The organism is Pseudohongiella sp. O18 (genome assembly GCF_021729085.1).
In the GTDB taxonomy this organism is placed as follows: Bacteria; Pseudomonadota; Gammaproteobacteria; order Pseudomonadales; family Pseudohongiellaceae; genus Pseudohongiella.
In genome coordinates, this window is sequence record NZ_JAJSAR010000003.1 from 66650 (window position 1) to 79480 (window position 12831).

At 55.3% G+C, this 12831-nt stretch carries 9 protein-coding genes; 5 read left to right on the top strand and 4 right to left on the bottom strand.

The genetic code is table 11. The annotated features are described in order from the left end of the window. Positions 1-34: 34 nt before the first annotated feature. Together LVD14_RS14070 and LVD14_RS14075 are read right to left on the bottom strand one after the other, a co-directional pair. The gene (locus LVD14_RS14070; RefSeq protein ID WP_237134755.1) at positions 35-628 is read right to left on the bottom strand and encodes an EF-hand domain-containing protein; all 594 of its coding nucleotides are present in this window, start codon (positions 626-628) and stop codon (positions 35-37) included. A gap of 275 nt (positions 629-903) precedes the next feature. Beyond that, positions 904-2433 carry a fumarate hydratase gene (locus LVD14_RS14075; protein WP_237134756.1) on the bottom strand — a complete coding sequence of 510 codons (1530 nt, stop codon included), beginning with the start codon at positions 2431-2433 and terminating at the stop codon, positions 904-906. Between the two features lie 40 nt (positions 2434-2473). On the opposite strand from LVD14_RS14075, the gene LVD14_RS14080 reads away from it, so the two are divergent. From LVD14_RS14080 to LVD14_RS14090, 3 genes are read left to right on the top strand one after another with little or no spacing between them, the layout of a single operon-like run. Then, entirely contained in the window at positions 2474-2860 is a 387-nt protein-coding gene (locus tag LVD14_RS14080; protein WP_237134757.1) for a hypothetical protein, read from the top strand. A gap of 32 nt (positions 2861-2892) precedes the next feature. Continuing rightward, positions 2893-3159 carry a hypothetical protein gene (locus LVD14_RS14085; RefSeq protein WP_237134758.1) on the top strand — a complete coding sequence of 89 codons (267 nt, stop codon included), beginning with the start codon at positions 2893-2895 and terminating at the stop codon, positions 3157-3159. A 41-nt stretch (positions 3160-3200) separates the two neighbouring features. Next, positions 3201-6590, top strand: a complete 3390-nt coding sequence (locus LVD14_RS14090) for a PAS domain-containing hybrid sensor histidine kinase/response regulator (protein ID WP_237134759.1) — start codon at positions 3201-3203, stop codon at positions 6588-6590. Here LVD14_RS14090 and LVD14_RS14095 read toward each other — a convergent pair. Both LVD14_RS14095 and LVD14_RS14100 read right to left on the bottom strand, forming a co-directional pair. Next, on the bottom strand, positions 6587-7288 hold the full coding sequence (locus LVD14_RS14095) for a response regulator (protein ID WP_237134760.1): 702 nt from the start codon (positions 7286-7288) through the stop codon (positions 6587-6589). The genes LVD14_RS14090 and LVD14_RS14095 overlap by 4 nt on opposite strands. A 125-nt stretch (positions 7289-7413) precedes the next feature. Continuing rightward, a complete protein-coding gene (locus LVD14_RS14100; protein ID WP_237134761.1) occupies positions 7414-9705 on the bottom strand; it encodes a TonB-dependent receptor in 2292 nt (763 codons plus the stop codon). 168 nt (positions 9706-9873) lie between these two features. Between LVD14_RS14100 and LVD14_RS14105 the strand changes: the two genes are divergently transcribed. Both LVD14_RS14105 and LVD14_RS14110 read left to right on the top strand, forming a co-directional pair. Next, positions 9874-11178 (top strand): GntP family permease, encoded by a 1305-nt coding sequence (locus LVD14_RS14105; protein ID WP_237134762.1) that lies wholly within the window; start codon positions 9874-9876, stop codon positions 11176-11178. Positions 11179-11200: 22 nt separating this feature from the next. Next, the gene (locus LVD14_RS14110; protein WP_317622735.1) at positions 11201-12805 is read left to right on the top strand and encodes a long-chain fatty acid--CoA ligase; all 1605 of its coding nucleotides are present in this window, start codon (positions 11201-11203) and stop codon (positions 12803-12805) included. The last annotated feature ends 26 nt before the right edge of the window (positions 12806-12831 follow it).

Sequence of the window (12831 nt, forward strand, 5' to 3'; positions counted from 1 at the left end):
GGCAGTAGTTGCCGCGCGCGGAAACAGAACTCTATCAATGATCCGTGTGGTCCGACTGCTGCTCACCATTTGGACCTGCCTGACGTCGCTCTTCCATACGCTCGCGCATCGCAGCTCGCTGTTCCTCTGTCATGTTCGCCATCCGCTCACGCATCTGACGGCGCTGCTCGGGGCTCATTTCACCCATACGATCCCGCATCTGGCGGCGCTGTTCAGGGCTCATTTCACCCATCTGCTGCATGCCTCTTTGTGGACGCATTTCATCCGCAGAAATCAGGCCGTTACCATCCTGATCAAGTCGCTGAAACGCGCGCTCCAGAGCCTCCTGCCTGCTGATGGCACCGTCACCGTTGGTGTCCTGGCGCTGAAAGTTGGCCATCGGTGCCGCTGCGAATTCTTCAAGCGTCAGATTGCCATCGCCATTAACATCCAGCTCCTCAAAGCGAGCTTGTGCCTGTGCCTGTGCCTGTGCCTGTGCCTGTGCCTGTGCCTGTGCCTGTGCCTGCGCCTGTGCTTGCCCTTGGCCATGCCCCTGGCCATGACCCTGACCTGTTTCCTGCGCTGATACCTGCAATGCGCCTGCAGCGCATAACGCGGTAAGTGCTATGCAATAGATTTGTCTAATCATAATAAGTCTCCCATTCTGGCTCGGCCAGTATATGCCTGTTTACATAGCGTGATACGGGTAGTACGCGAGAATCCGTCGCGACTTTTCGAGATTTCTCAAAAAAAAGCACTATCAACTTATCCCGAGGCGGGAATGGCATTAGAAAAGTTCAGAGGGAAACGCGGTTGGCAGGTACAGAAAGTCAGGATGTTTAATATTGCAGCGCCAGAAAGACTGGAGCTTCGGGAGACCGCTATTGCTCGGGTCTCCCGAAGCCTGTCTGATAGACCTGCAGATCAGCCAGTTACTTTGACAGGTCTGGCTTCGGCGATTTTTGCCTGCCATTCGGCAGGTCCAGTTCGATGCACGGAGCTGCCATTGACGTCCACAGCAACCGTCACCGGCATATCCTCGACCACAAACTCATGAATCGCTTCCATGCCCAGGTCCTCGAAGGCAACGATACGAGCATCCCGGATTGCCTTGGACACAAGGTAGGCTGCGCCACCAACCGCCATCAGGTAGACCGCTTTGTGTTTCTGGATGGCGTCAATGGCCACCTGGCCACGCTCGGCTTTACCGATCATGCCCAGCAGGCCGGTTTTCTCAAGAATTGTATCGGTAAATTTGTCCATGCGAGTCGCTGTGGTCGGACCAGCCGGCCCAATCACCTCGTCGCGAACTGCATCGACCGGGCCCACGTAGTAGATAAAGCGTCCCTTCAGGTCGACACCATCAGGAAGCGATTCACCACGATTGAACATATCCACCATACGCTTGTGGGCAGCATCGCGACCCGTCAGCATCTTACCTGACAGTAACAGCGTTTCACCCGGCTTCCAGCTGGCAACGTCTTCAGCGGTGACTGTGTCCAGGTTTACCCGACGCGCCGTAGGGCCTGCGTCCCAGGTAATCTGCGGCCAGTCTTCCAGCTTTGGCGGCTGCAGGTGTGCGGGTCCCGATCCGTCCAGCACAAAGTGTGCGTGGCGCGTCGCCGCACAGTTCGGAATCATCGCTACCGGCAGGGACGCTGCGTGTGTGGGGTAATCCTTGATTTTGATATCAAGAACGGTGGTCAAGCCACCCAGGCCCTGGGCGCCGATACCCAGCGCATTGACCTTGTCCATGATCTCCAGTCGCAGCTCTTCAACACGATTCTGTGGACCACGCTCGCGCAACTCATGGATATCGATCGGATCCATCAGCGCTTCCTTGGCCAGAACGGCAGCCTTTTCGGCAGTCCCGCCAATACCGATACCCAGCATGCCGGGCGGACACCAGCCGGCGCCCATCGTCGGCACTGTCTTGACGACCCAGTCAACGATGCTGTCGCTGGGGTTCAGCATGACCATTTTTGCCTTGTTCTCGGAGCCGCCGCCCTTGGCAGCCACAATGACATCAACCTTATCTCCTGGCACGACTTCCATGTGAATAACGGCAGGCGTGTTGTCCTTGGTGTTTTTACGGGCGCCGGCCGGATCGGCCAGGATGGAGGCACGCAGGACGTTGTCCGGGTGCAGGTAGGCACGACGCACCCCTTCATTGATCATGTCAGCCACGCTGCTGTTCGCTTCCCACTGGACATTCATGCCGATTTTGATGAATACGGTCACGATGCCGGTGTCCTGACAGATTGGCCGTTTGCCTTCGGCACACAGCCGGGAGTTGATCAGGATCTGCGCCATGGCATCTTTGGCTGCCTGTGACTCCTCGCGCTCGTAGGCTTCGTTGACCGCCTGGATAAAGTCCAGAGGGTGGTAGTAAGAGATGTACTGCAGCGCATCGGCCACGCTCTGAATAAGGTCGTCTTGCTTGATTACAGTCATGTGTGATTCCTGTCTTGACGGGACATGTGCATCTGGCCGTATGGCGCTGACGCTGAAAACGGCGGCATTTTACCACATTCAGCGTGGCGGCCCATGGGGCACAATTCAGCAATCAAGTGAAATACAGGAAATGCTGTCGAGTAACGACTACAACCTAATTGAATGGAGACGGATCTCAGCAAGTCAATTAACAGAGAAAATGGAGATTTTTATGAGAGAGCTCAACGATGAAGAGACCAACAGCGTTGGCGGCGGAAATTTTTGGGGACCACTGACAATCGGATACACAGTATTCACTATTGTCAGAGACTTTGATCAGACGATGCACTGGGCTCAGGGTGCCTGGAACAGCTATTCCGGAGCAATCAACAGTCACGGATCAGATATGCTCGGTCTGCAGGATTTTGTCGACGGCCACTCATCCTGAAAGTAAATAAAACCTACCTGGAGCGCAGGCAGATGATCAATTCGGCACTCATAAAAGCGATATTGTTACTTCTGCTTGTCGTTTCTTCGACTAATGTAGTCACCCACTCTCTGAAGTCTGACTGGCTGGGTGCACTCATGTCTTCAGGAGTTGCAGTATTTGTGACTCCCTCCCGGCCGACTGTTGCATGGATTCAGTCCGGGCTAAGAGAAAAGATGCCTACCAAACAGTGGGTAGGCGTGGCAATGATGATTGCAGGAGATGCAACCAGAATCGTCGGCTTTTTGTTTGGCGGGTGATACCATGGGATCGATAAAGACAACAAAACGACGCCCTAGCGATGCTATCGATTTCTACCGTACTGATTGCGGCAGTGATTTACCTGACCCTGCTGTTTGGCATTGCCTCACGCGGTGAAAGGCGAACCAGTAACACGATGCGACCCTGGCGCTACACCCTGGCGCTTGGCGTTCACTGCACCACCTGGGCCTTTTATGGCACAGTGACCCAGGCCGCCAATTACGGCTGGTGGTTTGCGCCAACCTATCTAGGCGGCATCTGTGTTTTTCTGTTTGCTCATCAGTTTCAGATCAAAATGTTGAAACTGGTCAAGCAACAGAACCTGACGTCTATCGCCGACCTGATTGGGTCACGCTACGGCAAGTCTCCGACCCTGGCCGCAGCCGTTGCTTTGATCTGCCTGGTCGCACTGATCCCCTACATTGCCTTGCAGTTACGCGCTGTGGCCGCCAGCTTTGCAGCGGTTACCAGTATAGAGCCCTCGCTTGCCCCCTGGTTCGTAGACCTGGCCGCTGCGGTTGCACTGGCCATGATTGGCTTTGCCATTCTGTTCGGCGCCCGCCGACTGAGTCTGGCCGAACAGCATCCTGGCCTGATGGATGCAGTTGCCTTCGAGTCCGTAGTGAAGCTGGGGGCCTTCGCCATAGTGGGCCTGTTTGTCAGCTACCAGCTGTTTGATGGTATCAATGACCTGATTATCAAAACGGCTTCTGACCCGATCGCGCAGCGCATGCTGCAGCCCAAAGAGGACGGGGTGTATATCTACGTCACTCATATGCTGCTGGGTGCGCTGGCCATGTTTGTATTGCCCAGACAATTTCAGGTCAATTTTATTGAGAACAACAGTGCGGAAGAGCTGAAAAAGGCTCGCTGGGCTTTCCCGCTTTACCTGTTTGCCATCAACTTTTTTATTCTGCCGATTGCCATGGGCGGCATGCTGCTGGTGCCTGAAGCACAATACCAGGATACCTTTCTGCTCGCACTACCCATCCTGGCCGACCGCCCGGACATCAGCCTGATCGCGTTCATTGGCGGTCTGTCGACCGCAACCAGTATGGTCATCATGGCGACTCTGGCCTTGAGCATCATGATCTCCAACGACGTGATTACACCGTTATGGATCCGCAGCCGACGAGCCGGCAACCTGATCTCCAATCTCATGCCCGCCGACATTCTGCTGACGCGCCGACTCACTATGGTGATCATCATCCTGTTGGCCTACGTCTACCACAAGCTGACTCAGGGTGGCATCCCGCTGGTCAGTAACGGCCTGATTGCCATGGCCCTGGTATCACAACTGGCGCCGGCGATGTTCGGTGGCCTGTTGTGGTCGCGTGCCAGCCGGCATGGAGCCATGGCCGGCCTCTTGTCCGGAACAGCGGTATGGACAGTTATGCTGCTGTTGCCTTCCCTGAATCCGTCAGGAACACTTTCCGACCGGGCTATCAGTGACGGAGTGGTAAGCAGTCTTGCCGTCAATATACTGATTTACATAATGGTTTCCATATTGACTCGACAGAGTGCGGTTGAACGCGGCCAGGCTCAGCAATTTACCCGGCCAGATAATGAGTCCGCTCCGGTGGACGAAATGCAGCAGGTAACCTGGGGAAAACTGCGGGCAGTACTGGCCCGTTTTGTTGACCCGGCTGACGCCGGCGGTCTCGACAAACGCCTCGGTCTGACTATTGCCGATCTGCCCGACGAAAAACTGGTACATCCGGCACTACTTTCGCGGCTTGAGCGCGAGCTGGCCGGCGCAATCGGCAGTGCCGCCAGCCGCCTGCTGATCAGCAGTCTTGCCAGGACATCGCCGGTAGCGGTCGACGAGGTGGTCGACTGGGCGTCGGAAGCTTCTCAGTTATATCGCTTCAATCGTGAGCTGCTGCAGGCATCCGTTGAGAACATTCCGCAGGGCATCAGCGTGATTGACAAAGAACTACGGCTGGTGGCCTGGAACCGTCGTTATCTGGAGATTTTTGATTATCCGGAAGGACTGATACGTGCCGGTGTCGCGATTGAAGAGATTCTGCATTTCAATGCCAGTCGCGGCCTGTTTGGCGCGCCCGATGCGAACATTGAGGAAGAAGTAGCCAAACGACTGGAGCATCTAAGAACCGGCAGCCGCTATCGTTACCAGAGACAGCAACCTTCAGGTCAGATCATTGAACTGCAGGGAAATCCCATGCCCGATGGCGGCTTTGTCACCACTTACACGGATATCACAGAACTGGTCAACGCTCAGAACGAGCTGCGCCGCATTAACCAGGAGTTGGAGGCCCGTGTGGCTGAGCGCACGCAGGCTTTGTCAGAAGCCAAACTAGCCGCAGAGCAGGCCCATCAGAGCAAATCGAAATTCTTCGCTGCCGCCGGGCATGACCTGATGCAGCCATTCAACGCAGCGAGTCTGTTCTGCGAAATGCTCCTGCAGCGCGTGCAGCACGACGAGGCCAGACTGGCGCTGCAGATACAGCAATCCCTGCAGAATGCCGAAGAGCTGCTGACCATGCTGCTGGAAATGACCAAGCTGGAGTCAGGCAATCTGCAACCTGTAAAGCGTGACATCGCACTTTGGGACATCATGGAACCCCTGCAGGCATCGTTCCAGATGCTGGCCCAGGAAAAAGGCCTTACGCTGTGCATGCACCATACACAGGCAGTGGTCCACACCGACCAGAAAATTCTCCAGCGTATCCTGCAAAACCTGCTTACCAATGCAATACGTTATACCAACAGTGGTCGTATTGTTTGCGGTGTTCGGCGCCGGTCTGGCAATCGCGTAGAACTTCAGGTGTGGGACACAGGCCGCGGCATCCCGCCTGAAAAATTTCAGGAAATATTCATGGAGTTTAAACAACTGGATCAGCAGGATCACAACCCCGGCCTTGGGCTTGGCCTGGCGATAGTTGATCGCATGTGCAAACTGCTGGATCTGCCGTTGCGGCTGCACTCCACCCTGGACAAAGGCACCTGTTTTGGCATTACGCTGCCTGTCAGCCACTGGCCAAGCAGACTAACCAACACGGCGACACTGCGACCAGGCACAGCGCCTCCAGACAGAGCAGGCTGGTCGGTTCCTGACAACACACGGGTGCTTATTCTCGATGACGACGACAATATACGTGAAGCACTTTCCTCGTTGTTTAATGGCTGGGGCGCAGAGGTCCATGCTTTTGTGACGCTGCAGGATGCACTACAGATGAATCGCCGTCCCGACCTGTTATTCGTTGACTACCACTTGTCTGATCAGGAAGTTGGCACGGAGGCAATAAGGCAGTTGCGACGTCATTTCCGGGCAGACACCCCGGCTATTTTGAGTACAGCTGATCCTGACGAACATATTCGTGAACAGGTAATAGAAGTGAATGCCCTGTTTCTGCCGAAACCGGTGAAACAGGCAGCGCTCAAACGGCTATTGAAAAACACGCTTTAAGACATACTTTCGGTTGGATTATTGTCTTCATCATCCGCACGCAGCATATCGTGAAACAGCACACCAGCCTGAGTACGATTGATCACCCCCAGCTTGCGCAGGATCGCAGAAACATGTTGCTTTACCGTTGTTTCCTGAATATCCAGCTCATGGGCAATCTGCTTGTTCAGCAGGCCATCTGCGAGGCAGCGCAAGACCTTGAACTGCTGAGGTGTCAACTGTCCCAGTTTAATCGCGAACTCCTGGTGCAATCGATTCGACTGATCCGTCAAGCTAGTGCGCAGATGGTTGGGCAGCCAGCTGTCGCCTGCCAGGACGGTCTCCACCGCCATGACAATTTCGGGCAGTGGTGTAGACTTGGGCACATAGGCACTGGCACCAAAACTCATGGCACGCGCAATCACGTCCTGCTGCTCATTGGCAGACACAACCACCACCAGGATGTCAGGAAACTGGTTTCTGATGGCGGTTAACCCGGCCAGCCCCTGGTTACCCGGCATATTGAGATCAAGAAAAACCAGCTCGACCTGGGCATGCTGATCAAGGCACTGTATCAGCTCTGTGAAGCTCGCCGCCTCATGCACACTGGCGGCAAGCGTAGAGCTTAATGTCTGTCGAAGAGCCGCCCGAAATAGCGGGTGATCATCGGCAATTACTGCCTTGATGGCATCCAGAGACTCAGGTGGGCTTGTTGTCATGTTACGGGCTTCAGTACTGATAAACATACGGCTTTCACGTTAAACCTAAACCAGCGGCAAAAAAAAAGCCACCACGAAAGCTATCGTGGTGGCCAGGATCATGAGGAGCTACCCACTACTCACAGTCAGAAGCGGTATCCCAGAGAGAGACTTACTGTACGCGGTGCACCGTAGTATCCGATCAGCGTGGTGTCGCCACCCAGGCCCGGTGCGTATCCATTCGGCAGGGACGCATTGGCAGCACCCAGGAACGCATAGTTACCCACCAGGAACTCTTCATCAGTCAGGTTTTTACCATGCAGGCCGAGAGCCCACTTATCGTCCATGCTGGTCCAGGTGACACCCAGGTTCAGCACACCGTAGGCATCCTGCTCCAGCACATTGCCCAATTCCGTCAGGCTGTATTTACTGCGATAGCTGTAGTTGCCGGTTACCGCGACATCACCTGACGCCATTGGCATATCGTAGGTAAAGCCGACATTCATGGTGCGCTCTGGCGTATTTGTGATCACAAAATTGTCTGTGATATCGATACGATTCAGATTGGCATCAAAGCTGAATACATTCTTGAACTTGGCATCGATCACGCCGATGTTGCCGAACAGACTCAGGTTCTGTGTAGCCAGCCAGGTAAACTCGAATTCGGCGCCTGTTGCATCTGACTGACCCACGTTACCCAGTCGCTGGTTAAGTGCAGCAGCGTTGTTGGGGTCAGGAATCACAGCAATGTACTGACGGTTCTTGTGATCCAGCATAAAGGCGGCAGCATTCAGTCGGAATGTCGACGTCAGGTCAGTCTTGACGCCCACTTCGTAGGACTGCACATCTTCCGGATCCGCTGCAGGTTCGGCACGCTCCGCTCGTGGATTGAAGGTACCTGATTTGAAGCCTTCGCTGTAGCTGGCATAAAACATGGTGTCTTCTGTCGCCTGATACTCAACGCTTATGCGTGGCGTCACCTTGGACCAGTCAGCCGAGTCATCCAGCACAACGGGTGTACCGGTTCCAGGTGCCCTTGTATAGCCGGGAACCCAGCCAGACTCAGGGTAGACGGTCGCGAAGATCAGGCCGTTGCGTACCAGGGCATCTTTCTCGTCCTTTGTATAACGCAGGCCACCGCTCACGCTCCACTGATCGTTTATTCGGTAGGTACCGTCCGCGTAGACCGCTGTGCTGGTGCCATTGCTGCAGCCCGACACTTCACGGGTCAGACCGGCCGCGCCCAACGACTGTCCCAGCCTTTCCAGAATTGCGTCAAATACACCACAGGATTCTGAATCAAAGTAATAAATTCCGGACACGACATTCCAGTTATCGCCGCGGTAGTTCAGTTGCAGCTCCTGGGTGAACCACTCGTCTTCATAGATAGCCGGCACGTCAAAGATACGCAGTGGTGTGTTGTCGAAATCGATATTGACCGGCGAGTAATTCTCACGGCGCGAGGTAATAGATTTCAGCGTCGCACGCTCGTTGACATCCCAGGTGACGGTCAGGTTGACACCTTCGGTCTCGACCCGGTTTTCAGTCGGCAGGCTGGTGTAGGAGTCGTAAATGCTGTCGGGGACTGGCGCCTGATTGGTCAACAGACTGGGGAGCAATCGATAACCGCCCTTGGAGTTGGATTTGTCATCAGTTCGATCATAACCCAGCTGCATAAACACATTATCAAGCGGCGCATATTCAGCGGTTACACGAAACGCCTGTAGGTCTTTGTTGTAGTTCTCCAGGTCCTGGCCCGGCAGATCACTGACGAGAAATTTTCCGTAGCCGTCACGATTGAGGTCGGCATAGCCGAAACCAAGATAAAGCTTGTCGGTTACCGGCACCTGGCCCACCAGTTTCAGGTCACGCTGGCCGTAGTTGCCAACCGTCAGTTTCGTGTCGAGCTCGGCATCACCACTCATGCGCTGCGTGACATACTTCAGCGCCCCACCAACGGTGTTCTTGCCGTAGAGTGTGCCCTGAGGTCCACGCAGCACCTCAACACGCTGTATATTCAGAATATCAAGGACAGCACCCTGTGGTCTGGCAAGATAGACATCGTCTACATAAATACCAACACCGGATTCATATCCCCAAAGCGGATCTTCCTGACCTACGCCGCGGATGAAAGCAGTCAGCGTTGAGTTAGTGGCCCGGCTTTCCTGCAGGGTAGTGTTGGGAGAAAACTGTTGAACCTCAAGGATGGTGTCCAGACCGCGCGTTTCGATTTCGCCCTCACCCAGCGAGGTCACGGCCAACGGGACACGCTGCATGTTCTCGACGGTGCGCCGCGCCGTTACTTCGATACTCTCAAGTATCCTGCCTTCGGGCTGACGTTCCTGCTGGTCCTGGGCCAGGGCCGGGGTAGCCAGGCCACTGATCGCGGCTGACACGGCCAAGGCGCAGGCTGAGTATTTGAATGTTGTCTGTTGCATCGGAATGGCTCCCCCGTGATTTTTATTGGTCGGCAGCCACCTTACTCCAAGTCGTCAGCTTTGTGACCTGTACCATAGTACTATGGGTTGCACCGTTGCATTGATGAACAATACCCCCCACTGAGGAACCATCAGTTCACGCCAATAATCAGAAAACGTGAGGGGCACATGTCGGAAGTCATCAGTTTAATCGGTCTGGTCGGAGGACTGGCCCTGCTCATAGTGCTGACCCTGCGTGGCTGGAATCTTTTTATCAGCGCGCCTCTCTGCGCACTGATCGTAGCCTTCAGCAGCAACATCCCGGTATTTACCGGCGACATCAATTTTGTGCAGAACTACTTGGCCGGCTTTACCGGCTTCATTGCATCCTGGTTTTTCATGTTCCTGCTCGGCTCAATATTCGGTAAGTTCATGGAGGATACCGGTGCAGCCGACAGCGTGGCTGCGTGGATTACCGGGCTACTGGGCAAACAACGGGCGGTGCTCGCCGTTGTGGCCGCCTGTGCAGTTTTAACCTACGGCGGCGTCAGCCTTTTTGTGGTTGCATTTGCCGTTTACCCAATGGCGCTGAGCCTGTTCAAGGAGGCCAACCTGCCACGTCGCTTCATTCCTGCCGCACTGGCATTTGGATCGGTCACCTTCACAATGACCTCTGCCGGCTCCCCGGAAATTCAGAACTGGATCCCGATTGAATACCTGGGCACAACACCTTACGCCGCCTGGGAAGTCAGCCTGGTCGTCGCGGTTTTCATGGCAGTGTTTGGTTACTGGTGGCTGCAGCGCATCATCAACAGCGCAGTCAAACGCGGCGAGCATTTCCAGGAACGCAGTTCCGACCCTCAGCTCGTCGACCGGGAATTACCACATCCAGCAACCGGACTGTTGCCCCTTCTTGTGGTATTGGGACTATCATTCATCTATCACGACACGCTGATGCAGAACGCACTGATTATCGCACTGCTGGGTGGCGTGATCAGTCTGATGATCATCAACTGGCGCTTTTTTACCAACCTGCAGGCAGCGTTGGGCAATGCCACGACCGGGGCGCTCATTGCCATTGGCAATACCGCAGCCGTAGTGGGTTTTGGTGGTGTTGCCCGAGTAACGCCAGCGTTTGATCTGGCAGTCGCGGCCGTGACCTCGCTGCCTGGCAATGAGCTGGTTGGTGCAGCCATTGCGGTCAGCGCCATTGCCGGTCTGACCGGCTCAGCATCCGGCGGCCAGGTGATCGCCCTGCCCGCGGTTGGCCCTCACTATCTGGATCTCGGCGTAAATCCGGAACAGCTGCACCGGGTGGTGGCTATTTCATCAGGAGCACTGGATTCATTGCCGCACAATGGTTACGTGGTAACCACCATTCGCGGCATCTGCAATGAATCGCACAAGGATGCCTACTGGGCAGTTGGCGCTGTCACCGTTGTTGTCCCGCTGATGGGGCTGTCACTCGCAATTCTGTTATTCAATCTGTTCTGAGACACTGTTTATGCATGGCAATATGATGGACTCCCCGCTGCTGATTATTGATCTGCTTGATCACGGCAGACGACACCACCCTGATCAACAAGTGGTATCGCGTCGCCAGGAGGGCGATATCCACCGCAGCAGTTATCGGGAAATATGGCAGCGCAGTGGACAACTGGCCAATGCTCTGGAACAACTGGACATTAAATCTGGTGACTGCGTAGCAACTCTGGCCTGGAATACGCATCGCCATATGGAGCTTTATTACGCAGTTTCCGGACGCGGCGCTGTGCTGCACACGGTAAATCCGCGGCTGTTCAGTGAACAGATCGAATACGTCATCAATCACGCCGAGGACAAGTACGTCTTTGTGGATCTGGGTTTTGTTGAACTACTTGAATCGATCGCCGAGCAACTGACTTCGGTCAAGGGTTTTGTCGTGATGACCGACCGCGCGCACATGCCCGAGACATCACTTGGCCCGCTGCACTGCTACGAAGACCTGCTGCAGAATCAGCCTGACAGCTACGACTGGCCCCGGTTTGACGAAAACACCGCAGCAGCGCTGTGCTATACCTCCGGTACAACTGGCAATCCAAAAGGTGTGCTCTATTCCCACCGGGCGATGGTATTGCATGCCCAGGCAACGGCTTCGCGCGAGCTGCTGGACCTGGACACTGACACCGTGCTGCTGCCAATGGTGGCGATGTATCATGCCGGCGCCTGGGGCGCCCCATACGCAGCACCGCTGGCAGGTTGCAAACTGGTTTTACCAGGGGCTGGTATGGACGGCGCCTCAATGGCCGAGCTGATCGCCACTGAAAATGTGACCGTCGGATTGGGCGTGCCGACGATCTGGCTGACGCTGCACAATCACTGGCTGGATCAGAACATCACTGAGACCTCTCTGCAACGTGTCTGCGTTGGAGGGGCCGCCTCGCCCCGTGGCATGGTGGAGACCTATCACCGCCGCTATGGCGTCTACTGGCAACCCATCTGGGGTATGACTGAAACCGGGCCTCTGGCGACCTCGCTGCCGCCCGCGTCATGGCTGCTGAGCCTGCCGGATGACAAACGTCTGGACCTTCAGACCTCCGCAGGACGGGCGGCATTTGGCGTTGAACTGGGCATATTTGATGCCGCCGGTCACGCCCTGCCGCACGACGGCAAAGCTTCTGGAGAACTTCGCGTCCGCGGTCCCTGGATCTGCAGACAGTACTTCAAGAATGATGACATGAGCGCGTTTCCGGATGGCTGGCTGGCCACGGGCGATATCGCCACCATCGATGCGGACGGGATCCTCCGGGTGGTCGATCGCATAAAGGATGTGGTAAAGAGCGGCGGCGAGTGGATCAGCTCACTGGAAATCGAGAATATTGTCAGCCAACATGAAGCCGTCAGTGAATGTGCAGTTATCGGTGCGAGACACCCCAAATGGGATGAGCGCCCCGTGCTGTTTATCGTAGCCCGGGCAAAAAGCCACATTGATGCTGATGCCATCCGTGAATTCCTGGACGGGCGCATAGCACGCTGGTGGATGCCAGACCGTATTGAGTTTCTGACGTCCCTTCCACGGACGGGCACTGGCAAAGTACTAAAGAATGAGCTGCGCGAGCAGTATCGAAATATTCTTCTGTAAGAGCGAACGTCCCCATTGAATTAAGA

Excerpts from the sequence above, each read along its gene's own strand:
- LVD14_RS14070 (WP_237134755.1), bottom strand. The coding sequence starts at position 628 with ATGATTAGACAAATCTATTGCATAGCACTTACCGCGTTATGCGCTGCA.
- LVD14_RS14075 (WP_237134756.1), bottom strand. The coding sequence starts at position 2,433 with ATGACTGTAATCAAGCAAGACGACCTTATTCAGAGCGTGGCCGATGCG.
- LVD14_RS14080 (WP_237134757.1), top strand. The coding sequence starts at position 2,474 with ATGGCGCTGACGCTGAAAACGGCGGCATTTTACCACATTCAGCGTGGC.
- LVD14_RS14085 (WP_237134758.1), top strand. The coding sequence starts at position 2,893 with ATGATCAATTCGGCACTCATAAAAGCGATATTGTTACTTCTGCTTGTC.
- LVD14_RS14090 (WP_237134759.1), top strand. The coding sequence starts at position 3,201 with ATGCTATCGATTTCTACCGTACTGATTGCGGCAGTGATTTACCTGACC.
- LVD14_RS14095 (WP_237134760.1), bottom strand. The coding sequence starts at position 7,288 with ATGACAACAAGCCCACCTGAGTCTCTGGATGCCATCAAGGCAGTAATT.
- LVD14_RS14100 (WP_237134761.1), bottom strand. The coding sequence starts at position 9,705 with ATGCAACAGACAACATTCAAATACTCAGCCTGCGCCTTGGCCGTGTCA.
- LVD14_RS14105 (WP_237134762.1), top strand. The coding sequence starts at position 9,874 with ATGTCGGAAGTCATCAGTTTAATCGGTCTGGTCGGAGGACTGGCCCTG.
- LVD14_RS14110 (WP_317622735.1), top strand. The coding sequence starts at position 11,201 with ATGATGGACTCCCCGCTGCTGATTATTGATCTGCTTGATCACGGCAGA.